Here is a 24,723-nt window from a genome sequence, read left to right as displayed (position 1 = left end):
TATAATGCTAAAAGTATTGCATTTTTATAAGACATATTATCCAGATTCTTTTGGCGGTATTGAGCAAGTCATTTTTCAGTTATGTGAAGGAGGGGCAAATAGGGGAATTGATTCAACGGTACTTTCTTTAAGCCGTCGCGGCACAGTCACAAATCAGAAGATAGGTTCACATTCTGTTTATTGTTCGCCAATAAATCTAGAGGTGGCTTCAACACCTTTTTCCTTTCAAGCCTTACAAGACTTTAAAAAACTTGCTCAGCAAGCGGATATTATCCATTACCACTTTCCATTCCCATTTATGGATATGGTTCATTTCGTAGCGAGCTTAAATAAGCCAACAGTAGTTAGTTATCATTCTGATATCGTAAAACAAAAGAATATACTGAAACTGTATTCCCCGTTGATGAACCGATTTTTAGGTGATGTCTCTAAAATTGTTGCTGCTTCGCCAAACTATGTTGCCACAAGTGAAACGCTGAAAAAATTTGCCGATAAAGTGTGTGTTATTCCTTACGGTTTGGATGAGAAGTCATACCCAGTTTCAAATCCTGAACGTATAGCATTTTGGCGTAATAAGTTTGGACCGCGTTTTTTCTTGTTTGTTGGTGCCTTCCGCTATTATAAAGGCCTACATATCCTAATTGAAGCTGCTAAAAACTCTTCTTATCCCATAGTGATTGTAGGTGCTGGTCCGATCGAATCCGAGCTTAAAAGGCAAGTATCAGCACTCAATATAAGTAATATATCCTTTTTAGGGGCCGTGTCCGACGAGGATAAGGCCGCGTTGTTATCCCTCTGCTATGCGGTAGTGTTCCCCTCTCACTTACGTTCTGAAGCTTTTGGTATCACTTTATTGGAAGGCGCGATGTATGGAAAGCCTTTAATCTCTAGTGAGATAGGAACAGGTACAACCTTTATTAATATTGATCAGAAAACGGGGTTAGTCATACCGCCATCAGATCCGGTCGCGCTGCGAACGGCGATGGATCAGCTTTGGAATAATGTAGAATTGGCTGAGAAATTTGGTGAAAACGCTAGAATTCGATATTTAGAGCATTTTACCTCGGAGAAAATGGTTTCAAGTTATATAAGACTCTATAATGATATTATCAGTATCTGATAGCTTAACTATTAAATTTTATTTATCTTTATGAAGATTTGTATTAAGTATCATCACATTTTCATTAATCAGTGCGGATAATTTCATAAAGCATTCCCTCTCTTTTATAAATGTATTCAGGTACATTTTGTTGTAAGCTTTGATCCCAATAGATGAGGATTTGGAAATACTCGCCTATTTTCTAAGGATGCTGAATTACACTAAGCAGTTTCACTGCTTAAATTTGGAGAATTATAGCAATGAAGTCTTTGAAAGCAGTCATTCCTGTCGCTGGACTTGGGACGCGTATGTTGCCAGCGACCAAGGCGATTCCAAAGGAAATGCTACCGGTGGTCGATAAGCCGCTTATCCAATATATCGTGAAAGAATGTGTTGCTGCTGGTGTAAAAGAGATTGTTCTAGTCAGTCACTCTTCCAAAAATGCGATAGAAAATCATTTTGATACCTCATTTGAATTGGAAGCTGCGCTGGAGTCGCGCGTTAAGCGGCAGCTTTTGAAAGAAATTAAAAATATCTGCCCACCTGATGTGACCATCATGCAAGTGCGTCAAGGCCACGCCAAAGGGCTAGGGCATGCCGTGCTTTGCGCCCAGCCGATGGTGGGTGATAATCCGTTTATTGTTTTGTTGCCAGACGTCTTGCTTGATGATTCAACGGCCGACTTATCTAAAGAAAACCTGGCCAGTATGATCAAACGTTTCGAAGACACTGGGCGCAGCCAAATTATGGTTGAGCCAGTGCCTAGAGAAGATGTCTCTAAATACGGGATTGCTGATTGCGGACACGTCGATTTAGCTCCGGGTGAAAGCACCCTGATGACGGCAGTGGTTGAGAAACCGTCAGTGGAAGATGCGCCATCAAACCTTGCGGTAGTGGGGCGGTATGTGTTTTCGAAAGACATCTGGCCATTGCTGAAGAAAACCCCACGTGGTGCGGGCGATGAAATTCAGCTAACTGATGCCATTGCGATGCTGATGGAGCAAGAGCCTGTTGAAGCTTTTCATATGACGGGTAAATCTCACGATTGCGGTGACAAGTTGGGTTATATGAAGGCCTTTGTCACTTATGGTGTGCGTCATACTACCGAAGGTGAGAATTTTGCAGCTTGGCTAAAACAGCAAGTCATCTAGCGTCAGCTTCACGGCTGAATCGGGAAAAATTGTAAATTCGCTCAAGAGATTAGTAGGTTAATGATGACCAAATTGAAAGCAGTGATCCCAGTTGCAGGCTTGGGCATGAGAATGCTCCCAGCTACTAAAGCCATTCCAAAAGAAATGCTGCCTATTGTCGATAAGCCATTGATCCAATATGTCGTTAATGAATGCGTCGCTGCGGGCATTAAAGAAATTATTTTAATCACCCATTCATCTAAGAATGCGGTAGAAAACCATTTCGATACTTCTTATGAATTAGAAGCCATGCTGGAAGCGCGTGTTAAGCGTCAGCTATTGGACGAAGTACAATCTATCTGCCCACCGGGCGTGACCATCATGCACATTCGCCAAGGCCACGCAGAGGGTCTGGGTCATGCGGTATTATGTGCCAAACCGCTTGTAGGGGATGCACCGTTTGCTGTCTTGCTCCCGGATGTGCTGATTGATGATGCGAAGTCAGATTTAATGCGAGATAACCTTGCTCAGTTGGTCAAACGCTTCGAAGAAACTGGAACAAGCCAAGTGCTAGTGCATGCAGTCGAACCTGATGCGTTATCAAACTACTCCGTCATTTCATGTGAAAAATCCGTTTTGGCCCCTGGAGAGAGCAGTCGTATCAAAGCCATGGTGGAGAAACCACAAAGCCCAGCCGATTTAAAATCTAATTTATCGGCTGTTGGGCGCTATGTGCTGTCTGCCAGTATTTGGCCGCTATTGGAAAAAACCAAACCGGGCGCTTGGGGCCGTATCCAACTGACTGATGCCATTGATGCTTTGGCAGAGGAAGAGCCTGTTGATGCTGTTGCCTTGACGGGAGAGTCATATAACTGCGGTGAAAAACTCGGTTATATGCAAGCCTATGTTGCTTATGGTTTGCGTCATCCGCAGCAAGGTGCTGAGTTTAAGGCGTGGCTGAAAGAGTTTGTATTATAAACTTAGTTTCGTCTAACTTTCGATAGTAACCTTATAAATCTCGATAATAATATATTCATGAACATCAATTAATTTATGTATTGATTGATGTTCATGTTGTTATTTATAGCATTTAGTTTTATCACATATAGCCTTTCTTGATTTTTAGTCAGGGGGTGGCGATGATTTCCTTTATATAGTTCACCATTATCTGATTGATGATTCTTTCGATAAATAATAAATTATCAAAATGATTCGTAGTTTTACTTTTTTAATTTCCTTATAAGAAGTTCATGAATGATTTTATCTAGGCAATTCTTAATTTACCTATTAATAGGTATAATCTCTGCTGTTGTTGATATAATAGCATTGAAAATTTCAATGTTTCATTATAACGAAGTAATGTTGTCAACACTCATCGGTTATATTTCTGGTCTAGTGATTAACTACATATTACATAGTATGTTTACATTTAAGACATCAATAGCCATTGGTAAGATCTTGAAATATCTTGCGGTGGTTTTCATTAACTATTGGATAACTGTAATTATTATATTTATTTCATTTTATTTTTTCAAAGATGTTATTTATGGAAAGATAGTTTCTTTACCAATAATTGCAGTTTTGGGCTATATCGCAAGCAAAAAATGGATTTATGTGTAGTCATCAGGAGTTGGGTCTAATTTTATTTTTGGGATGGGCTAATTAATGTATTATGGTAAGAATAAAACATTTGGTGCTTTGTTTTTTATTGTTTTTGTAATGACTATATCGGTTATATATAGAGGGCAAATACTAAATGGATTTACTTTTATTTCAGGAGACTCATATGATTATGTGATATCCTCATCAATACTTGAACATTGGTATAATGTTTTCAAAGGACTTTCTCATTGGTCAGAGACAAATTATTATTATCCATATAAAAATACTATAGCTCAGACGGATGCTTATTTTATTGTGGCGATTTTTTATTCCGTATTTAGATTTTTTGGTGTGGAGCCGTTCCTAGCTTCAGTATTAGCTGGGATTACATTGAAGTTTGTTGGTTTTATATCAATTTTTCTCCTTCTGAAAAAGATATTTCAAGTTCCTGTTGGTTGGGCACTATTTGGTTCTATCTTATTTACGATCAATAATGCTATGGTGAGCCATAATTCACGCCTTCAATTAGCCGCTGTAGCTATAGCACCATTAGCCACGTATCTTTTCTATAAGACAATAAATAATTTTTTGGTGAATAATAATCAACGGCTTCGATGGTATGGTATTTCTTTTAGTGTTGTCTATGGAGCATGGTGCTTAACATGCTTTTATATGGCATGGTTTTGGACTTACTTTGTTTTGGTGTTTTTATTTTTATTCATTATTATAAACTATAAAGATGTAATGCTTTATCGTTCAAAGGTTAGTTTTGATAAAAATAAATTAATGTCAATTGTAATTGTAGGTGTCGCATTTATTTTATCACTTCTTCCATTTTTACGTGTTTTTTATCCAAAATCTCGAGAGGTGACATTACGAACTTATGATATGGTCTTAAATAATACAATCTCCCCCTATGATGCGTTACAGTTGGGGACGGATAATTATTTGTTTGGGACTCTATATAATAAAATATTGCTATATATTAACCCTGAGTATATTATTTCCAGTGAATACTATAATACAGGAGCAAGCCCTGTATTGTTTCTAATATTCGCTCTTTCATCGGTGTATATATTCAAAAATAGAAAAAAACAATAATAGGGAATGTTGTTTTTATAACATATTTAACCAGTATTGTGACATGGTTATCTGTTATGAATTTTTACGGGCACAGCCTTTGGTTCTTTGTATATAATATTTTCCCTGGAGCAAAAGCTTTTAATGCAGTATCCACTTATCAAATTTTTTTAGCTTTTCCATTAGTCGTAACTTCAGTAGTATTTTTATCAGTTTTAAAAATTAAAAGAACTTACTTGTTTTTAATCGCATCTCTTGCAATAGCCTCGGAGCTTAGTTCTCAGCATCTTAGATTTAATCGTCAAGACGAGATTGAAAAAGTTAGTGTCACATCTCTGCCGCCTTCTGAATGCAAAGCTTTTTATATATTAGCTTGGAATGCTGATAGAATTAATCAGTCATTTCCCGATTGGGTTAACAATATGTATTCACATAATGTAACTGCAATGATGATTGCTGAGTTGATTAATTTACCCACTGTAAATGGTATAGCATCTTTCAATATGCCTGATTGGAATTTTGCTAGCCCTGAATTTCCAAATTATCCAGAAAGAATTCAAGAATATGCCAATAATCATAAGATAAAAAATTTATGTTCATATAACCCTAATACCAAACAATGGAAGTTAAATTAAATCCTATGATTCTATTTTTTTATAAATTGGAGAGTATATGATACATACTACCAAAGTGGCAGTAGTACTACCTTGCTATAAAGTAAAACAGCATATTCTATCAGTTCTGAATGAAATTGATAATTTAGTGGATAAGATCTATGTTGTAGATGATCTTTGTCCAGATGGTTCCGGTAAATATGTAGAAGAGAATTCAAATGACTCTAGAGTATCCGTTATATATAACTCTGTAAATATGGGAGTCGGTGGCGCAGTGATTTCTGGTTATTCCGCTGCTATCAGGGATGGTATGGATATTGTTGTTAAAGTAGATGGCGACGGCCAAATGGATCCATCACTTATTAAATATTTTATTAATCCAATATGTAAAGGAGATGCGGACTATACAAAAGGAAATCGTTTTTATGAAATAGATACTCTAAAGTCAATGCCGAAAGTCAGATTGTTTGGGAACGCAATTCTTTCTTTTCTTACTAAATTCTCTTCAGGCTATTACACTCTATTTGATCCCACAAATGGATATACCGCTATTTCGACAGTTGCATTAAAGCGTTTGCCATTAGATAAGATAAGCAAGAGGTATTTTTTTGAGTCGGATATTCTTTTTAGACTAAATATTATAAGAGCAAAAGTAATTGATATTCCTATGGATGCAGTATATGGGGATGAAACATCTAACTTAAATATTAAAAAAATAATGTTTCCGTTCCTTAGAGGGCATGTTAACAATGTGATTAAAAGAATTTTCTATAATTATTTTTTAAGAGGGTTTTCGATAGCATCATTGGAATTAATTATTGGACTTATATTCTTCTTTTTTGGTGCAATAAATGGAGTTTTCTCTTGGCATAGTTCTGTAATAACAGGGCAACCAGCTACAAGTGGTACTGTGATGTTAGCTGCATTACCTGTAATGTTGGGAGTTCAATTATTATTGTCTTTTATTCAGGCTGATGTTGAAAATCAACCTCAAATAGCATTGACTAAGTTATTGAAGGATGAAAATCTAAATTAGCTTATTGTTACCTACGGTAATGTAAGTTTTTTAGCACCAAAAGAGAATTACCTTTTGGGTCAGTATAACTTGCAGTATAGACCTAGATAACTCACCAGTAGTCTTCATATAATATGGACCACGGTTTTAATTTCGATATAAGCAAGAATTATGCTAAAGGCTTGCTATGAGCTTTACTAGTCAATATGCGGATCTCTAAATCTTACTTAATTATTTTGGTGATTGGATTATGGGACATTTAACTCACTCTAGGTCTGAGTAAAGTATGAATATAATATTCTACAAAAATTAAATTGTGGCTAAGCCATGAGCAACTACTCAGTTGTGCTATCTATCGCACCAATCACTACCCAGTGGACATAATCCTGAGTTAACATGTTTCCCACATCAAAAACCTGTTGGCCTCAAGGCCGGTAACAGGTGTCATCCTTCAGACAGGAGTTTTTTTAATGTCCAAACAACAGATTGGCGTTGTTGGTATGGCGGTGATGGGCCGTAACCTCGCGCTCAACATCGAAAGCCGTGGTTATTCCGTCTCTATCTTTAACCGCTCATCAGACAAAACTGACGAAGTCGTTGCTGAAAATCCAGGTAAAAATCTGGTGCCGAGCTATACCGTTGAAGAGTTTGTTGATTCGCTGGAAAAACCGCGCCGCATCCTGCTGATGGTGAAAGCGGGTGAAGCGACGGATAAAACTATCGCCTCACTGACGCCGCATCTTGATAAAGGTGACATTCTTATTGATGGTGGTAATACCTATTACAAAGACACCATCCGCCGTAATCGCGAACTTTCTGCACAAGGCTTTAACTTTATCGGCACGGGTGTTTCAGGTGGCGAAGAGGGTGCATTAAAAGGCCCTTCAATTATGCCTGGTGGTCAGAAAGAAGCTTACGAGCTGGTTGCCCCCATTCTTGAGAAGATTGCCGCGCGTGCAGACGACGGTGAAGCTTGTGTGGCTTATATCGGTGCTGACGGTGCGGGTCATTACGTTAAAATGGTTCACAACGGCATCGAATACGGCGACATGCAGTTGATCGCAGAAGCCTACTCGTTACTGAAACAGTCACTGGGTTTGAGCAACGAAGAACTGGCAAGCACCTTTGCTGAGTGGAACAAAGGCGAGCTAAATAGCTACCTGATTGATATCACGAAAGATATCTTCACCAAGAAAGACGACGCCGGTATTTATCTGGTGGATGTTATTCTGGATGAAGCTGCCAACAAAGGCACCGGTAAATGGACGAGCCAAAGCTCTCTGGACTTAGGCGAGCCACTGACTCTGATTACCGAATCTGTTTTTGCCCGCTATTTGTCTTCCCTGAAAGATCAGCGCGTTGCGGCATCTAAAGTGCTGACTGGCCCTAAAGTACAGCCTTTCGCCGGTGATAAATCGGAATTTATCGAGAAAATTCGTCGTGCTTTGTATCTGGGTAAAATCGTTTCTTATGCCCAAGGCTTCTCTCAGCTGAAAGCAGCGTCTGACGAAAATAACTGGGATCTGCATTACGGTGAAATTGCCAAGATCTTCCGCGCAGGTTGCATTATCCGCGCGCAGTTCTTGCAAAAAATCACGGATGCATACGCAGAAAATCCGAAAATAGCTAACTTGCTACTGGCTCCTTACTTCAAGCAGATTGCTGATGAATACCAGCAAGCACTGCGTGATGTTGTGTCTTATGCGGTACAAAACGGTATCCCAACGCCAACGTTCTCTGCTGCAATTAATTACTACGATAGCTACCGTTCAGCGGTGCTGCCTGCCAACCTGATTCAGGCGCAGCGTGATTACTTCGGCGCGCATACATATAAGCGTACGGATAAAGACGGTGTGTTCCACACTGAGTGGTTGGATTAACAGCGTCTTTGCGATCTGAATATTCCCTGCTTTCGCCACTGATAACGAAAGCAGTATTATTTTGAACAAGCAATATCGTTTTGATGTTCGCCCAATAAAAAACGCCTTCGGTGATAAACCGGAGGCGTTTTTATTTGCCAGCAAGAAAGCCTGCGACGATTACTTCTCGTGGCGCTCTCGCAGGCGACCAATGACTTTGCTCATATCCAAGTCCTGATCCTGCAACAGTACTAACAGGTGATACATCAAATCTGATGCTTCGTTAGTCAACTCTTCGCGGTCATTCACGGTGGCGGCGAGGGCCGTTTCGACACCTTCTTCCCCCACTTTCTGGGCAATGCGCTTAGTGCCACTGGCATAGAGTTTGGCAGTATAAGAACTGGCCGGATCGGCTGACTTACGTGATGCTAGCAATTGCTCTAACTGATACAGGAAACTCCAGTCACTGGCCGCAGGCGCGAAGCAACTGTTATTGCCTAAATGGCAAGTTGGGCCGATAGGATTAACCAGAATCAGCAGGGTATCATTGTCACAATCAGGGTAGATATTGACTACATTGAGAAAGTGACCCGAGCTTTCGCCTTTGGTCCATAAACGCTGTTTGGTGCGAGAGAAAAAGGTCACTTTACCGGTTTCTTCTGTCACTGCGAGCGCTTCGCGATTCATATACCCCATCATCAGAACTTCACCGGATACGGCATGTTGAACGATGGCTGGCATTAGATTGTCGACTTTTTCCCAATCCAATTGATTCATTTGTTGTTCTGTTAACACACTCTTATCTCCACGCCTTGTTCTGACAAATACGTTTTCAATTCGCTGATATTAATGATTTGCTTATGGAATACAGAGGCTGCCAGCGCACCGTCAACATCCGCATCACGGAAAGCGTCGAGGAAGTGCTCTGGTGTGCCAGCGCCACCTGAGGCGATCAGCGGAACATGGCAAATCGCCCGCATCTGCTTCAACTGACGCAAATCATAGCCGTTACGCACGCCATCCTGATTCATCATATTCAGCACAATCTCACCGGCACCACGTAACTGGACTTCTTTAATCCAATCCTCGGTTTGCCACGTAGTGGCTTTGGTCCGCTTTTCATCACCGGTAAATTGATAAACCTGATAACTGTTACTTTCTGCGTCATGCCAGGTATCAATACCCACCACGATGCATTGTACGCCATAGCGATCAGCCAGTCGGGTGATTAACGTGGGATCGGCAAGGGCGGGTGAGTTGATGGAGATTTTATCTGCGCCAAAGGTCAATATCTGACCCGCGTCTTCCACACTTTTAATGCCCCCTGCGACACAGAAAGGGATATCAATCACTTCCGCGACGCGTGATACCCAGCTTTTATCCACCACTCGGCCATCGGAGGAGGCGGTGATATCGTAAAATACCAGCTCATCAGCGCCTTCCTGCGCGTAGCGCTGCGCCAATGGCACGATATCGCCAATAATTTCGTGGTTACGGAACTGGACGCCCTTGACCACTTGGCCGTCTTTCACATCCAGACAAGGAATTATACGTTTTGCCAGCATGCGATCGCCTCCTTCACGTTAAATTTGCCGTCCAGAAGTGCCCGACCCACAATCACGCCTTGTACACCGCTGCCACGTAAACGAGCGATATCATCCAAGCAACCAATCCCGCCGGAGGCTTGGAACGCCACTTGTGGGTAACGCTGGCAAACTTCCTGATACAGCTCAACATTGGAGCCACTCAAGGTGCCATCGCGGGAGATATCGGTACAGAGCACGTGTTTTAGGCCGAAAGGCAAATATTGCTCGACGATCTGCTCCAAGGTGGCATCGGAGTTCTCCTGCCAACCACTGATAGCCACTTGCTTACGACCCGCATCGTTAATCCGCACATCCAGCGCCAACACAATGGCTTCGGGACCATAACGTTCAAACCACTGTTGCACCATTTCAGGTTGCTTAACGGCAGTAGAACCAACCACCACCCGTGTTGCACCTGCTTCTAATAGCGCGACCACGTCTTGTTCATTACGGATACCACCACCGACTTGCACCGGAACATCTATGCCCGCGAGCAATTCACGTAATAGCGGGATCTGGCGGGCTGCTGGGTCTTTGGCACCGGTCAGGTCAACCAAGTGTAATACTTGAGCGCCTTGTTGTTGGTAGTCCTGCAAGCGCGGTAGCGGGTGATTGCCATAATCACGTTGCTGACCGTAATCGCCCTGATGCAAACGCACCACTTTGCCTTCGATGAGATCCAAAGCGGGAATAATCATGGTGTTTACATCTCCAAAAAGTTTTTCAGCAATTGAGCACCCGCTGCGCCGGAACGTTCCGGATGAAATTGCACACCAAAGAAGTTGTCTTTTTCGACTGCGGCGGTAAACGGCTCGCCGTAATTGGCTTGGGCGATGGTATTTGGGCATATTGGCATTGCGTATCCGTGCACAAAGTAGAAATAGGTCCCGTCTGGGATACCACGGAACAGATGATTCCCCGCTTGCGCGGTAATCTGATTCCAACCCATATGCGGCAGCGGTAAACCAAAGTCGGTCATCTGTTTTACTGGAGCATCGATGATACCAAGGGTGTTGATGCCACCACTTTCCTCGCTGCGGGTCGCCAGCAACTGCATCCCAAGGCAGATCCCTAATACCGGCTGGGTACAGCTCTTAATCAGCTCAATCAGATCGCGTTCTTTTAACTGGTCCATGGCCGCATGTGCCGTCCCCACTCCCGGTAGAAACAGCTTATCAGCACGCAACACGATTTCTGGGTCACGGCTGATAACCGGCGCATAACCTAACCGCTGCACTGCATAAGTGACAGAGGAGAGGTTGGCGCAACCGGTATCCAGAATCACCACATTCATCACAACACTCCTTTGGAGCTTGGCAGCGTATTGCCCTCAACACGGATCGCTTGACGTAACGTTCGGCCAAAGACCTTAAACAGGCTTTCTACCCGATGATGATCGTTACGACCTTTGGTTTTCAGGTGTAAGGTGCAGGCCATGGCATAAGAGAGGGAACGGAAGAAGTGTTCGACCATCTCGGTACTCAAATCCCCAACACGTTGGTAGTTAAACTCGGCTTTGTATTCCAGATGCGGGCGGCCGGAAATATCCAGCGCGCAACGTGCCAAGCACTCATCCATTGGCAGCACAAAGCCAAAACGACCAATCCCGCGCTTATCCCCCAACGCATTGTTGATAGCCTCGCCTAATGCCAGCGCAGTATCTTCCACCGTGTGATGGTCATCAATATACAAGTCACCACTGACCTGAATATCCATCCGGAAACCCCCGTGAGTGGCGATTTGATCCAACATATGGTCGAAGAAGCCGACACCGGTTTTGATCTTGCTGCCGCCTTCACGGTCTAACCAAACATTCACGTCAATCGCGGTTTCTTTGGTGACGCGATTCACGTGAGCATGGCGATCACGTTCGGTCAGTTGCTTGGCGATTTGTGACCAGTTAAGGCCGTCACGCTGATAACGCAAGCCACTGATGCCCATGTTTTGTGCCAATTGCAGATCTGTTTCACGGTCACCTATCACATAACTGTTGGCACTGTTCATCACGCCTTCTGCGAGATAGCGCTCAACCAACGCCGTTTTAGGTTTACGGCAGGCACAATGGTCTGCGGGTAAATGTGGGCAAATCAAAACCTGCTCAAAATGAATCCCCTGAGAGCTGAAAATCTGCATCATCAGGTCATGAGGTGGATCGAACGTTTCCTGTGGGAAGCTGCTCGTGCCCAAGCCATCTTGGTTGGTGATCATCACTAAACGGTATTCTGCTTTTTGCAGTGCCAGTAATGCAGGGATCACGTCTGGCTCTAATGCCAGTTTGTCCAACCGGTCAACTTGATAGTCTTCTGGTGGTTCGGCAATTAAGGTGCCGTCGCGATCAATAAATAGAAATTTCTGGCTCATATCGTTTCCTTACGCAGGCTGGCAATATTGGTATTGTTCGGGCTATCAACACCGGGCAGGGGAGCAAGGGCAGTAATCACTCGCTCACACTCCTGACGGGTGCCGATGGTAATGCGCAGGCAGTTGGATAACCCCGGCTGCTTATTTTGGTCACGCAGAATGATGCCCTGATCCCACAACGCTTTGAACACGCTGCTAGAGGCGGTCATACGCACCAATAAATAGTTACTCTCGCTGATAAACACCTCTTCAACGCAAGCGCAGTCTTGCAGCGCATTTTGCAGCCATTCGCGGTTAGCTTTCACTTCGTTCACCCGCTGGCGCATTTGCTCTAAACCTTGAGGGCTGAGCGCTTGTGCCGCGATATCGGCCACGGGGGTGGATAACGGGTAAGGGGCAATCACTTTGAGCAGCAGTTGGATAATATCGCTATTTGCCAAGGTAAAGCCACAGCGTAAGCCAGCCAATGCAAAGGCTTTCGATAAGGTGCGCAAAATGACTAAATTCGGATAATCTTTTAGCCAACTGCTCACAGAGGCTTGCGGGCAGAACTCAATATAAGCTTCATCGATAGCCACAATCGCGCGGCCTTGCGACAATTCCAATACTTCACGTAGGTCGGCTGGGTTGATTAGATTGCCCGTCGGGTTATTGGGGCTACAAATGTAAATCAGCTTGACCCGATCGAGACTGTCTTTAATCGCCGGTAAGTCGAGTTGCCAATCTTCTTTGGCTTGCACGGTACGTCGTTCTACACCGAAGGTTTCGGCGCTCACGGCATACATGCCATAAGTGGGCGGGCAGAACAGAATGGCATCTTGGCCCGGCTCACAAAACGCGCGGATCAGTAGCTCAATCCCTTCGTCAGCACCACGGCTCACCAATACCTGCTCAGGTTCTAAACCGGCGTAAGCCGCGTAACGCTCAATCACTAACTTGGGCTGGCACTCAGGGTAACGGTTGAAGGTTTGTGCCGTTAATTGATATTCAGTGGCCAGCGGATACTCGTTGGCGTTAAGCCACACGTCGCCATTGCCACCTAAACGGCGGGCTGACATATAAGGGGTCAACGCGCGGACATTGGCGCGGGCCAAATCAGTGATGTTGGCAGATTTGCTCATGCTTGATCCTTATTGGTGGCTGTCAGGGCAGAGACGCGTAGGGTAACGGCGTTTTTGTGGGCGGTCAGTTGCTCGGCCTGTGCCAGTGTTTCGATAGTTGGTGCCAGACCCAGTAAGCCCTGCGGGGTTAACTGTTGCACGGTCATGCGTTTAACAAAATCGGCTAGACCCAAGCTGGAATAGGTTGAGGTATAACCATACGTCGGTAATACGTGGTTGGTCCCTGAAGCATAATCACCGGCGGATTCCGGAGACCAATCACCCATAAAGACCGAACCAGCATTATCGATTTGGTCGATAATCGCTTCTGGCTGACGTATTTGCAGAATCAAGTGTTCTGGGCCGTACTCATTACTGATATCGATGCATTGCTGCAAATCTTTGGTGATGATCAAACGGCTGCTTTCCAGTGCTTGGCGTGCAATATCTGCCCGCGATAACACCGCCAGTTGCTGTTCAACTTCCACAGCGACAGCTTGCGCAATAGCGGCATCTGGCGTTAACAATACCACTTGTGAATCAGGCCCATGTTCGGCCTGAGACAATAGATCAGAAGCAATAAATGCCGGTGTGGCACCGCTGTCGGCAATAACTAACACTTCTGATGGACCCGCAGGCATATCGATTGCCGCGCCATCAAGGCGTTGGCTAACTTGGCGTTTCGCTTCGGTGACATACGCGTTGCCCGGCCCAAAGATTTTATTCACTTTCGGTACGGTTTCGCTGCCAAAGGCCATCGCAGCAATAGCTTGTGCGCCACCAATCTGGAACACTTCTTGAATCCTACATAACTGCGCTGCATACAAAATTTCATCAGCAATCGGTGGCGGTGAACATAAAATGACACGCTGGCAGCCGGCAATACGCGCGGGGGTACCGAGCATCAGCACGGTAGACAACAGCGGTGCAGAGCCACCGGGGATATATAAGCCGACGGAGGCTATCGGGCGGGTGATTTGCTGGCAACGCACGCCCGGTTGAGTCTCAACATCCACCACCGGCATTTTCTGCGCGTTGTGGAAGATTTCAATGTTGCGTACCGCTTGCGCCATTGCTTGCTTGATATCATCGTTCAAACGCGCAGCAGCAGCGGTTATCTCTTCGGCACTGACGCGAATATCGGCAACTTGCACCGCATCAAAACGCTGACTGAAATCACGCAGGGCGCTGTCACCCTCGTTTTTGACCCGATCCAGTATCTCGCTGACCGCGCTGGTAATCCGGTCTGATGCATTAATGGCTGGGCGGCTCAGCAGCGCTTTTTGCTGCTCTTTACTGCATTGCTGCCAGTCAATTAGGGTATTGAAATTCGTCGGCTGCATCGGTTACTCCATCATTTTTTCAATCGGTAACACCAGAATGGAGCTGGCACCCAGCGCCTTCAGTTTCTCCATGGTTTCCCAGAATAGCGTTTCGCTACTCACCATGTGCATGGCAACGCGACTTTTATCACCCGCCAGTGGCAGAATCGTTGGGCGCTCGGCACCCGGTAACAGGGTGATGATTTCGTCCAAACGCTCGCTTGGTGCGTGCATCATGATGTACTTGGATTCACGCGCCTGAATAACCCCTTGAATACGGGTCATCATGCGATCAATCAGGGCTTGTTTCTCGGCAGGCATTTCGCCATCACGCTGGATCAAACAAGCCTTAGAGCGGTAAATGACTTCGACTTCACGCAGGCCATTTGCTTCTAGGGTGGCACCGGTTGAAACCAAGTCACAGATGACATCGGCCAAACCGGCACGGGGGGCAACTTCAACTGAACCGTTCAGTAAACAAGACTTAAAGCTCACGCCTTTTTTATCCAGATACTGTTTTAAGATGTGCGGGTAAGAGGTGGCAATACGTTTGTTTTGCAGGCATTCCGGCCCGGTGTATTCGGTATCCAGTGAGGCAGCCAATGACAGCCGGCAGCCACCGAAATCCAGACGGCGTAATGTGAAGTAACGCGGGTCTTCGCCTTGAGCACGGCGGCTGAGTAACTCTTCTTCCAGTACGTTTTCACCGATAATGCCCAGATCAACCACGCCATCCATTACCAACCCTGGGATATCGTCATCACGGACACGCAGGATATCGATAGGCATGTTTTCCGCGAAAGCAATCAGGCGCTGCTGCTGTAAATTGATTTTAATCCCGCAGCGTGACAGCAACTCGTGGCAATCGTCACTCAGGCGGCCTGATTTCTGCATCGCGATGCGTAAACGTGTTTTATCCAACATGATAATCCTCTTAATTTATTAATTTTCCCCTGCGAACGTAATGCCGTAGGGTGATTAAATCTGAATAACAAAAAAGCCCTCGGAAGATAATCTTCCGAGGGCTTTCTCTATTGCGTTCTACCGCCACCTGGAAGATTCGTTAACCGTCTTCCAGCACACATCGGCCTGCAAGACTAGTCAGGATGATGGTGATGATGGTGATTAAATTGAACGCGATTCATGATAATTTCTCTATTTGGGCTTTTTGAGCAAATCAAAATAGCCATATTTGGAACGTGCCATAATTTCTGTCAATCAACGTAAACCATCAGACGGTGGCGACGCAACCTTTTTTTCGTCTGATGAGTTTATTTCACCGAGGCGGGCTGCGGCTTATCTGTGGGGAATCATTTTATTTATGGCGATTTTCACTCTATTTAATGTCAGTTTAAGCACAAAACTGTTACGTATTGGCATTATCCCGATGAATGAAATGAAAGGCATAATGTCATCATACTTAGGGTATAACGCTGCTAACCTCATTGTGAGCGGGGGTTATCGGGCGTAGATTACCTGTAGGGTCTTATGTTTGTGGTATCAGTTATCGATATGAGTTATTGATAAAAATGGTTGAAGAGCAATATGGCTGGAGAGCAATCGAGATGAAAAAAGTCGCCATTATTGGATTGGGCTGGTTGGGTATGCCGTTAGCACAATCATTAATTCGTCGTGGAATACAGGTGGTTGGCAGCAAAACCACATTGGATGGTGTCGACGCTGCCAGAATGAGTGGCATTGATTGTTACCTGTTACAACTGACACCTGAGCTGATTTGCGATCCCGATGATTTAGCCCAGTTGATGGCAGTTGATGCGCTCATTATTACTTTACCCGCTAGCCGGACGACTGAAGGTGGCAGAGACTATTTTCAGGCAGTACGACAAGTGGTCGACAGTGCGCTCGCTTTTGGCGTCCCGCGCATTATTTTTACCAGTTCGACCTCCGTGTATGGGGAAACCCGTGGGCGCATTAAAGAAAACTCCCCTCTGCAACCGGTCACGACGGCGGGGAAAACACTCATGGAGCTCGAACTTTGGTTGCATGATTTGCCTAATACGTCAGTGGATATTTTGCGCTTAGCGGGTTTGGTGGGCGGCGATCGCCATCCTGGTCGTTTCCTGGTGGGTAAAACAGACGTTAAAGGCGGTTCACTGGGAGTCAATCTGGTACATCAGGAGGATGTTATTGCGGCCATTGAATTGCTGCTTCGTTTACCTAAAGGCGGGCATATTTATAATCTGTGCGCGCCGATGCACCCGAGCAAACGTGACTTCTATCCTGCCAGCGCGAGGGCGTTAAATCTCACGCCACCGGTATTTGCACCGGAAGATATCGAGGAGCCAGCACGGGAGATTGACGGCAGCAAGATTTGCAGTGAGTTAGGTTTCGAATACCTCTATCCCGATCCCAACCGTATGCCGTTAAATTAAGCCAACCAAAGGGGACGCCCCAGTCTAGGGCTTTCCCTTTGATTGGCGGCATGTCACCGTTTTTGATGAATATAAGTCAGTGCCAATGCCATCGCCAGTACCAGCCCTTTGATGATATCCATCGCATAGTAGGGCACTGACAACATCACCAGCCCGTTTTGCAACACACCGAGGATCACCGCACCAATCAAGGTGCCGAAGGCATTGGGTTTACCGGAGCCGGCCAGTGAAAAACCGATATAAGCGGCGGCCACCGCATCCATCAAATAACCGCCGCCGGCGTTGACTTGTGATGAGCCAATGCGAGACGCCAATAAAATCCCACCCAATGCCGCCAACAGTGAGGAAAGCATATACGCCAACACTCGATAGCGTACCGTGCGGATACCCGCGAGCCGTGCAGCTTCAGGGTTGCCACCAATGGCATACATGCGCCGACCATGTTTGGTCAGGGACAAGTAGAGCTGCACCACGATGGTGACCACCAACATAATCAGCACAATCACCGGCACTTGCCCTAATGCTGAGAACATCTCAGGAATGACGCCTTCCGCCATGTCACCGCTAGGCAGCAACATATTTTGCGTGATAGAGCCGCCGTGGCTGTAAGTCATCGCCACGCCTTGGATAACAAACAGGCTGGCGAGGGTCGCTAGCATGTCTGGGATCTTCAGCACCACAATCAAAAACGCATTGAACAGACCGACCAGAGTACAAATCAGCAACGTCAGGACTATCGCGCCCGTAGTGCCAAAACCGTACCAAACAAACAGCGAGACCACGATGGCATTCGCCAGAGAAGCGGTCGACCCCACGGATAAGTCAAAACCACCAATGGAGAGTGAAATCGATACCCCGATAGCAATCACAGTCACGATCGCAATGGAGCGCAAAATATTGATGATATTATTGGGATCGAGAAAGTTATCGGTGGCCAAACCAAATAACGCGATCAGCGCCACAACGGTGAGTAACATCCCCCATTTGTAGAGAAAATCAAACAGTTGGTGACGCCAAGGTTGTGCGTCTGGTAGGGGTAGTTCTTTGCTCACTGAGGGACTCCTCCCGTTGAATAAAGTAATAATGTTTCTTCATCGACCTCTGCGGCGTGCAGTTCAGCGACGACGCGCCCGTCCCACAGCACACAGATACGATCACATAAACCGACCAACTCGGAGAATTCGCCGGAAGCATAAATAATGCCTTTGCCTTGTTGAGCCAAGCCATCAATCAAATGGAACAAATCCTGCTTGGCTTTGATGTCCACGCCTTTCGTCGGCTCATCAAAAATCAGCACGTTGGAATCCCCCCGCAACCACTTGCCAATCGCCACTTTCTGCTGATTTCCCCCTGAAAGACGGGCCAGTTTTTGTTGTGGTGAGGAGGTGCGTACCCCAAGGCGCTGAATCAGTGTTTTGGCCCAATTTAACTCTTGGCGACGGCTAAAAATGCTCCAGCGAGAAAAACTGTCATCGGCGGCGACACTGAGGTTCATCGGGATACCTTCGTGGATAAAGATACCTTCTTTACGCCGCTCTTCTGGCACCAAGGCTAACCCTTGAGCCACTGATTGGTCTGGTGAGCGCGGTTTCCAAGGTTTACCTTGTAATTCACCGTGATCGACACGGCTGGTGGTCGCGCCAAACAACGCTTTGCACAATTCGGTTTTACCGGCACCGGCTAAGCCTGCAATGCCTAAAATCTCGCCTTCGTGCAACGTCAGTGAGATATCACGCAGTTTATGTTGGTCGTGTAACCCGCTGACAGATAAGAGAGTTTTATCGCTGACCACTGCCCGCCGTGGCGGAAAAATGTCATCCAAGGTATGGCCGAGCATTTTCTCCACGATCTGCTCACCGCTGAGATCGCCCATTACATCATGGCTGACACGGCGGCCATCCCGTAAGACGGTTAATTGATCGCAGATCTCGCGCAGTTCATGGATGCGATGCGAAATGAAAACGATCGCCATCCCTTCAGACTGCAAGCGGCGCACCACACGGAATAACCGTGCGCTTTCTGCTTGATCCAGTGGTGCTGTCGGTTCATCCAAAATCAGGAAACGGCATTGATGGGAAAGGGCGCGCGCCAGTAACACCTGCTGTTTCTCGGCTAACGTGCAGAGCTCTAAGCGTTGGCGCACATTCAATTTGAGATCGAGCTGCTCGAGCAGGGCTTCTGCCTGACGGTAAAGTTGTGGCCAGTTCAACAGATGGCCCCGTTCAGCGAGGGTATCCAGCATAATATTTTCCGCCACTGACAACGTGGGGATCAGCGCCACATCCACCTCTTGTTGCACCACGTGGATACCATGCTCTTTTGCCTGTCGCGGTGAGTGAATATCGATCACTTGACCATCAATCGCAATTTCGCCGCGATAGTGACTATGCGCGCCGGAAAGAATCGCCATCAGAGTTGATTTACCCGCGCCATTAGCGCCGACCAATGCATGAGTCGAACCGCCTTCTAAGGTGAAGTCAACGTGCTGTAAGGCGTGAAATCCAGAAAACGAGATAGAGATATCGCGCATCTCAAGGCGAGAGGGAGTGTTGCTGGACATAAATTTCGATGGCTGCCCTATACAGTGTTTAGCGAGGTAGGCAGTCAATAATGCTGCTCAGATCATTCTTTTTTAACACAGTTTCTATTATTCGCAACAAACTAAAATAGTTAAGGTATATCAAAAAATTATTAAACATTGCGGGTATAGCCCTTAAGATGAGAAAAACTTCGCTCAGACTTTCATTAATTTTGCTGAGACTTTCATTAATAAGGAACGCGCCATGAGCACGACTGCCATCCGAGTGCAGGTGGGGCCTGCTAACTATTTCTCTTTTCCAGGGGCTATCGACAAGCTGAGCGAGTTTTATCCTCAGTCGGCACTGGAACATGCATTGTGGATTTACGGTGAGCGCGCACGGGTGGCAGCCAGCGATTATTTACCGGCAGCATTCCACGAGGAAAGCGCCGTCCGTGCGGCGTTCACCACGCATTGCAGCGAGTCTACCGTCAATGATTTGGTCCAAAAAGGCGGCAACGATCGGCAGGTAGTGATTGGTATTGGCGGCGGTGCCGTTTTGGATACCGCGAAAGTGGTGGCGCGCAAATTGGGCGTGCCTTTGGTGGCTATCCCGACCATCGCTGCCACTTGCGCCGCTTGGACGCCACTGTCGGTTTGGTATAACGATGCAGGGCAGGCACTGAATTTTGAGATTTTCAAAGACGCTAACCACTTGGTGTTAGTTGAACCGCGCATCATTTTACAAGCACCCGTCGAATATCTGTTGGCCGGTATCGGCGATACCTTGGCGAAATGGTACGAAGCCGTGGTGCTTAGCCCGCAACCCGAAACCTTATCGTTAACGGTGCGTTTGGGGCTACAGGCGGCCTTGGATATCCGTAATGTGCTGCTGCAACAAAGTGAGGCAGCTTTGCAGGCGGTTAAGCAAGGCGAATTGACGCAAGATTTTCTCGATGTGGTCGACGCCATTATTGCCGGTGGTGGCATGGTCGGAGGGCTGGGTGAGCGATATACCCGCGTCGCGGCAGCTCATGCGGTCCACAACGGTTTAACACTGCTTCCGCAAACGGAACATTTCCTGCACGGCACCAAAGTGGCATACGGGATATTGGTGCAAACTGCACTGTTGGATCAGGAAGAGGCGCTCCAATCGCTGGTAGTTGCCTTCAATAAACTCGGCCTGCCCACGCATCTCGCTGCTTTGGATGTGGATATCAATGACCGCGAAAGTATTGAGCGAGTGATTGGCCGAATTTTAAAACCCAGCGAATCAATCCATTACTTACCGATAACCCTAAATTCAGACAAATTATGGGCGGCGATTGAACGGGTTGAAACAGCCGCTCAGCGTGGGCATAGCGTAGGAATAGGTGTTTAGATCAACGTGCAATAAGAATATTGTTTCTAATGGTTTAACACCTTGTTTTTTACCCCCGAGTTAGGGCAAAATACGCGCCATGCAATAACCGACGTTTAAACGCGTCGGTTATTTTTTTGCATTCATGTTTTCACAAATAAAGAGGCCGGACATCGATCCGGATAGATAAATAGGTCCGCGAGCGATTATTCACATACGAAAGTCGCCGTTATGAGGAAAGAACGATGGGGCAATTATTTTCATTGGCACCGGTGCCCACCGGTATGCGCTGCACATGCAGCGATTATGGCGCAGCAGGTATGTTCAATACCCGTTACTCCGCTTTAGTTTCCCCACTTACGTATCCCAGGCAGATACGAAGTTTCCCCGTCACCTCTGGCCGTTGCTCTACACTTGCAACACGGGTCAAAGGTATGGGGAGGCTGAATCATGACGCATAATGCTGCTGTTGAAGTCGGCACCAACCAAACTGGCACCAATAACCGCGTACAACTCAGAAAAACACTCACGTTAGTCCAAGTGGTGATGATGGGTTTGGCGTATTTGCAGCCAATGACTATCTTCGATACTTTCGGCATTGTTTCCGGTCTGACTGATGGTCATGTCGCGACCTCTTACGCCATTGCATTGATTGCCGTGCTCTTTACCGCAATCAGTTATGGCAAACTGGTTAAGCGTTTCCCGTCTGCGGGTTCGGCTTATACCTACGCCCAAAAATCCATTAGCCCGAACGTCGGCTTTATGGTGGGTTGGTCATCCCTGCTGGACTACCTGTTCATGCCGATGATCAACATTTTGTTGGCAAAAATTTATCTCGAAGCGATTTTCCCAGGTGTGCCGTCGTGGATTTTTGTTGGCGCACTGGTGAGCTTGATGACGCTGTTCAACCTGCGTGGCATCAACGTGGTTGCTAACCTGAATACCGTGATTGTAGTGGTTCAGGTCGCTATCATGGTGGTCTTTATGGGCCTGCTGATCCACGGCGTTTATCAAGGTGAAGGGGCGGGTACGCTGGTTAGCCCACGTCCGTTCTATTCAGAAAATGCCCATTTGGTGCCGATGATAACGGGGGCCACGATACTGTGCTTCTCATTCCTTGGCTTCGACGGCATCAGTTCGCTGTCTGAAGAAACCCCTGATGCCGGTAAGGTGATCCCGAAAGCGATTTTCCTGACCGCATTAATTGGCGGCGTGATCTTTATTGTCGTCTCTTACTTCTTGCAGCTCTATTTCCCGGATATCACGCGCTTCACCGATCCTGATGCGTCACAGCCGGAAATCATGCTGTTTGTGGCAGGCAAGTTCTTCCAGTCAGTGATCCTATGCTTCTCCTGTGTCACGGTGTTGGCGTCCGGTATGGCCGCACACGCTGGGGTTTCACGTTTGCTGTATGTGATGGGCCGCGATGGTGTATTCCCAGAGAAAATCTTTGGTTACGTGCATCCAAAATGGCGTACACCGGCCATCAACGTTCTGTTAGTGGGTGGCGTGGCATTGTCTGCTATCTCCTTTGATTTGGTGACAGCAACGGCATTGATTAACTTTGGTGCGCTGGTGGCGTTTACCTTCGTTAACCTGTCAGTGATTTCGCAGTTCTATATCCGTGAGCGCCGTAACCGCACGTTTAGGGATCACTTCAGCTACTTGATCCTGCCAATGATTGGCGCGGGAACCGTGGGTGTACTGTGGATGAATCTGGAAAGCAGCTCAATGACGTTGGGACTGGTATGGGGTGCTATCGGTCTGCTGTACATGATCTGGAAAACCCGTGCTTTCCGCCAAGCGTTACCGCAATTCACCGGTGAATTGGCACAATAACGCGCACTGATAGTGCGATATCGAATCGCGGTATTACGCATCTAGAACGGAGCCTGATGGCTCCGTTTTTTTATGGCTGATTTTATGGCTGATAAATCCCCATAACTTGAGGGTGAGAAGTGAGGATCGGCGGAAGAGTAAAGCGTCCGCGCCAGGGATGGCGCGGCTCGAGCCTCCAAGGATGGATTTACGGCGTCTTTACGATCGGCCTGTTCTCACTTCGAATCGGGCAGCGTTTTTCACCGTGACGGAGGGTATCGGGTTAGCTGACTAAGCCTCGCGCATAATCAAACAGCGCCTTCAGCAAGGCTAATTTCTCTTTATCGCTTTCGTACTGGTTATAGAACTGCTCCAGTTGCATCACATAGTCTTGCACGCGTTCTGGACTAAGCGCTTCACGACGATGCTCTAGCCAGCGTTTTTGCTCGCTGTCTGTCAGGGTGTTAGGATAATTGCGCGCGCGGAAACGGAACAGCAGCGCTTCCAAGCGTGGGTCTTGGAAGGTCAAGTCCAGTGCGGGCAGATTTTGCGGCTCAGTTTGCAAAATGATCTTCATGGTGGCGCGGTCAGCATCACTGAAAAAACCGTTATATAGCTGTGCATCCACATCATCAGATACCGCGAAAGGCTCCGCTTCTGCAAAGAGTGCGACCACTTTCTCGCGAACTTGCGGGTTCTGCCGCAACAGTTGCAAGTTTTGCAAGCAGCGCTGGCGGTCTATTCCGAGCCGTTCGGCATTCTCTGGCAGCAGGGTTTTGGCTGGCGCCAATACGGGGCATTTATTAATATGCACCAACTTCAGTGGCACGGCGGCATCTTGAGCATTGAGCTTATCGCGGCGCGTATACAACCGCTCACGTAATGTATCGCTGTCGAGCTCAAGCAATGGCGACATATCTCCCGCCAAGTCGCACATAATCACCGCGTTTTTATTGTCAGGATGCCAAGCTAACGGCGCAACCCAACTGGTATTGCCCCGAGCCGCACCAAACATGCCTGACACATGAACCAGCGGTGTCATTTCGGCGATATCAATCAAGGCATTGATTTTATGCTTACTGCGATGCTGGTAGAGATAATCAAACAGTCGCGGCTGCGCTTGCTTGACCAGCTTTGCCATAGCGATGGTCGCGTGCACGTCAGACATCGCATCATGGGCCTGTAAATGTTCAACGCCGTTGGCTTTGGTGAGATGTTCCAATTTAAAACTGGGTAAGCCATCCTCATTCTCTGGCCAAACAATGCCATCAGGGCGCAGAGCATAACAGGCACGCATCACATCCAATAAGTCCCAGCGGGAATTCCCCCCTTGCCAGCTATAGGCATAGGGATCATAAAAGTTGCGATAGAAAATATTACGGCTAACTTCATCATCGAATCGAATATTGTTGTAGCCAAGGATACAGGTGCCGGGGACATTAAATGCCTGATGGATCTGACGAGCAAACTCGGCTTCATTGACCCCGTTGGCGAGGGCATGTTGCGGGGTGATACCGGTGATCATCACCGCTTCTGGTTGCGGCAGGTAGTCATCTGCTGGTTTGCAGTAAATCACCAGTGGTGTTTCGATAATATTAAAATCGAGATCGGTACGGACACCGGCAAACTGTGCCGGTCTGTCCAGTGCGGGGCGCTGACCGAAGGTTTCATAATCGTGAACGTAGAACGTTGGTTGCTTATTTTTATCTGACATTAATCGGTTTAACCCTTAATCCACTATGGTCATGCCTCAGCAATGACCCGTTTGAACCCGTCCCCCTATTGGCGGAGGATCGCTAGCGCCCCATGACGTGGGGCGTAGAATAGCATTTCAAACGCCACGAAACGCGTACTTTGTCATAAGAG

At 46.6% G+C, this 24,723-nt stretch carries 24 protein-coding genes and 2 other annotated features; of the genes, 12 read left to right on the top strand and 12 right to left on the bottom strand.

Annotated features, from left to right (window positions below):
* Positions 1-4: 4 nt before the first annotated feature.
* From BN68_RS07405 to gndA, 8 genes are all read left to right on the top strand, one after another.
* Positions 5-1,120, top strand: a complete 1,116-nt coding sequence (locus BN68_RS07405) for a glycosyltransferase family 4 protein (RefSeq protein WP_019210528.1) — start codon at positions 5-7, stop codon at positions 1,118-1,120.
* 239 nt (positions 1,121-1,359) lie between these two features.
* Positions 1,360-2,250 carry a UTP--glucose-1-phosphate uridylyltransferase GalU gene (gene galU, locus BN68_RS07400; RefSeq protein WP_019210527.1) on the top strand — a complete coding sequence of 297 codons (891 nt, stop codon included), beginning with the start codon at positions 1,360-1,362 and terminating at the stop codon, positions 2,248-2,250.
* Between the two features lie 63 nt (positions 2,251-2,313).
* On the top strand, positions 2,314-3,207 hold the full coding sequence (gene galU / locus BN68_RS07395) for a UTP--glucose-1-phosphate uridylyltransferase GalU (protein ID WP_042806554.1): 894 nt from the start codon (positions 2,314-2,316) through the stop codon (positions 3,205-3,207).
* A gap of 276 nt (positions 3,208-3,483) precedes the next feature.
* A complete protein-coding gene (locus tag BN68_RS24575; protein ID WP_019210525.1) occupies positions 3,484-3,849 on the top strand; it encodes a GtrA family protein in 366 nt (121 codons plus the stop codon).
* A gap of 45 nt (positions 3,850-3,894) precedes the next feature.
* Entirely contained in the window at positions 3,895-4,932 is a 1,038-nt protein-coding gene (locus BN68_RS07385) for a hypothetical protein (RefSeq protein WP_019210524.1), read from the top strand.
* A 56-nt stretch (positions 4,933-4,988) separates the two neighbouring features.
* Positions 4,989-5,546 (top strand): hypothetical protein, encoded by a 558-nt coding sequence (locus BN68_RS07380; RefSeq protein WP_019210523.1) that lies wholly within the window; start codon positions 4,989-4,991, stop codon positions 5,544-5,546.
* Between the two features lie 37 nt (positions 5,547-5,583).
* On the top strand, positions 5,584-6,561 hold the full coding sequence (locus BN68_RS07375) for a glycosyltransferase family 2 protein (protein WP_019210522.1): 978 nt from the start codon (positions 5,584-5,586) through the stop codon (positions 6,559-6,561).
* Positions 6,562-7,010: 449 nt separating this feature from the next.
* Positions 7,011-8,420 (top strand): NADP-dependent phosphogluconate dehydrogenase, encoded by a 1,410-nt coding sequence (gene gndA, locus BN68_RS07370; RefSeq protein WP_019210521.1) that lies wholly within the window; start codon positions 7,011-7,013, stop codon positions 8,418-8,420.
* A gap of 159 nt (positions 8,421-8,579) precedes the next feature.
* Here the strand turns inward: gndA and hisIE are convergent, their stop codons facing one another.
* The 9 genes from hisIE to hisL all read right to left on the bottom strand — a co-directional run bounded on the left by hisIE (position 8,580) and on the right by hisL (position 15,913).
* Positions 8,580-9,194 (bottom strand): bifunctional phosphoribosyl-AMP cyclohydrolase/phosphoribosyl-ATP diphosphatase HisIE, encoded by a 615-nt coding sequence (gene hisIE / locus BN68_RS07365; protein WP_019210520.1) that lies wholly within the window; start codon positions 9,192-9,194, stop codon positions 8,580-8,582.
* Positions 9,188-9,964 (bottom strand): imidazole glycerol phosphate synthase subunit HisF, encoded by a 777-nt coding sequence (gene hisF, locus BN68_RS07360; protein WP_019210519.1) that lies wholly within the window; start codon positions 9,962-9,964, stop codon positions 9,188-9,190. The genes hisIE and hisF overlap by 7 nt, the downstream gene beginning before the upstream one ends.
* Positions 9,946-10,683, bottom strand: coding sequence for a 1-(5-phosphoribosyl)-5-[(5-phosphoribosylamino)methylideneamino]imidazole-4-carboxamide isomerase (gene hisA, locus BN68_RS07355; protein ID WP_019210518.1), 738 nt, complete (start codon positions 10,681-10,683; stop codon positions 9,946-9,948). The genes hisF and hisA overlap by 19 nt, the downstream gene beginning before the upstream one ends.
* A gap of 5 nt (positions 10,684-10,688) precedes the next feature.
* Positions 10,689-11,279 carry an imidazole glycerol phosphate synthase subunit HisH gene (gene hisH, locus BN68_RS07350; protein WP_019210517.1) on the bottom strand — a complete coding sequence of 197 codons (591 nt, stop codon included), beginning with the start codon at positions 11,277-11,279 and terminating at the stop codon, positions 10,689-10,691.
* A complete protein-coding gene (hisB, locus tag BN68_RS07345) occupies positions 11,279-12,346 on the bottom strand; it encodes a bifunctional histidinol-phosphatase/imidazoleglycerol-phosphate dehydratase HisB (protein ID WP_019210516.1) in 1,068 nt (355 codons plus the stop codon). Before hisB ends, hisH begins: the two co-directional genes overlap by 1 nt.
* Entirely contained in the window at positions 12,343-13,467 is a 1,125-nt protein-coding gene (gene hisC, locus BN68_RS07340) for a histidinol-phosphate transaminase (RefSeq protein ID WP_019210515.1), read from the bottom strand. Before hisC ends, hisB begins: the two co-directional genes overlap by 4 nt.
* Entirely contained in the window at positions 13,464-14,789 is a 1,326-nt protein-coding gene (gene hisD / locus BN68_RS07335) for a histidinol dehydrogenase (RefSeq protein ID WP_019210514.1), read from the bottom strand. Before hisD ends, hisC begins: the two co-directional genes overlap by 4 nt.
* A gap of 3 nt (positions 14,790-14,792) precedes the next feature.
* On the bottom strand, positions 14,793-15,692 hold the full coding sequence (hisG, locus tag BN68_RS07330; RefSeq protein WP_019210513.1) for an ATP phosphoribosyltransferase: 900 nt from the start codon (positions 15,690-15,692) through the stop codon (positions 14,793-14,795).
* Positions 15,686-15,802: a sequence feature (His leader region), on the top strand. It overlaps the preceding gene by 7 nt.
* Positions 15,760-15,890 (bottom strand) — a sequence feature (His leader region). Its footprint overlaps the feature before it by 43 nt.
* Positions 15,866-15,913 (bottom strand): his operon leader peptide, encoded by a 48-nt coding sequence (hisL, locus tag BN68_RS23870; protein WP_002231208.1) that lies wholly within the window; start codon positions 15,911-15,913, stop codon positions 15,866-15,868. Its footprint overlaps the feature before it by 25 nt.
* Positions 15,914-16,333: 420 nt before the next feature.
* Here hisL and BN68_RS07320 point away from each other — a divergent pair, with 420 nt between their 5' ends.
* On the top strand, positions 16,334-17,161 hold the full coding sequence (locus BN68_RS07320; protein ID WP_042806422.1) for an SDR family oxidoreductase: 828 nt from the start codon (positions 16,334-16,336) through the stop codon (positions 17,159-17,161).
* Positions 17,162-17,214: 53 nt separating this feature from the next.
* Here BN68_RS07320 and BN68_RS07315 read toward each other — a convergent pair whose 3' ends face one another.
* Together BN68_RS07315 and BN68_RS07310 are read right to left on the bottom strand one after the other, a co-directional pair.
* Positions 17,215-18,213, bottom strand: a complete 999-nt coding sequence (locus BN68_RS07315) for an ABC transporter permease (RefSeq protein ID WP_019210510.1) — start codon at positions 18,211-18,213, stop codon at positions 17,215-17,217.
* Positions 18,210-19,721: a sugar ABC transporter ATP-binding protein gene (locus BN68_RS07310; RefSeq protein ID WP_019210509.1), complete on the bottom strand. Its 1,512-nt coding sequence runs from the start codon at positions 19,719-19,721 to the stop codon at positions 18,210-18,212. Before BN68_RS07310 ends, BN68_RS07315 begins: the two co-directional genes overlap by 4 nt.
* Before the next feature lie 223 nt (positions 19,722-19,944).
* Between BN68_RS07310 and BN68_RS07305 the strand changes: the two genes are divergently transcribed.
* The 3 genes from BN68_RS07305 (at position 19,945) to BN68_RS07295 (ending at position 22,878) form a co-directional block, all read left to right on the top strand.
* The gene (locus BN68_RS07305) at positions 19,945-21,060 is read left to right on the top strand and encodes an oxidoreductase (protein WP_019210508.1); all 1,116 of its coding nucleotides are present in this window, start codon (positions 19,945-19,947) and stop codon (positions 21,058-21,060) included.
* Between the two features lie 224 nt (positions 21,061-21,284).
* On the top strand, positions 21,285-21,500 hold the full coding sequence (locus tag BN68_RS07300; protein ID WP_042806421.1) for a hypothetical protein: 216 nt from the start codon (positions 21,285-21,287) through the stop codon (positions 21,498-21,500).
* On the top strand, positions 21,490-22,878 hold the full coding sequence (locus BN68_RS07295; RefSeq protein ID WP_019210507.1) for an APC family permease: 1,389 nt from the start codon (positions 21,490-21,492) through the stop codon (positions 22,876-22,878). The genes BN68_RS07300 and BN68_RS07295 overlap by 11 nt, the downstream gene beginning before the upstream one ends.
* 262 nt (positions 22,879-23,140) lie before the next feature.
* Here the strand turns inward: BN68_RS07295 and sbcB are convergent, their stop codons facing one another.
* The gene (sbcB, locus tag BN68_RS07290) at positions 23,141-24,571 is read right to left on the bottom strand and encodes an exodeoxyribonuclease I (RefSeq protein ID WP_019210506.1); all 1,431 of its coding nucleotides are present in this window, start codon (positions 24,569-24,571) and stop codon (positions 23,141-23,143) included.
* Positions 24,572-24,723 lie beyond the last annotated feature (152 nt).

The organism is Yersinia massiliensis CCUG 53443, from assembly GCF_000312485.1.
GTDB lineage: Bacteria > Pseudomonadota > Gammaproteobacteria > Enterobacterales > Enterobacteriaceae > Yersinia > Yersinia massiliensis.
Note: the sequence above shows the minus strand (reverse complement) of the source record. Positions and strands in the feature narration are given on the sequence as shown.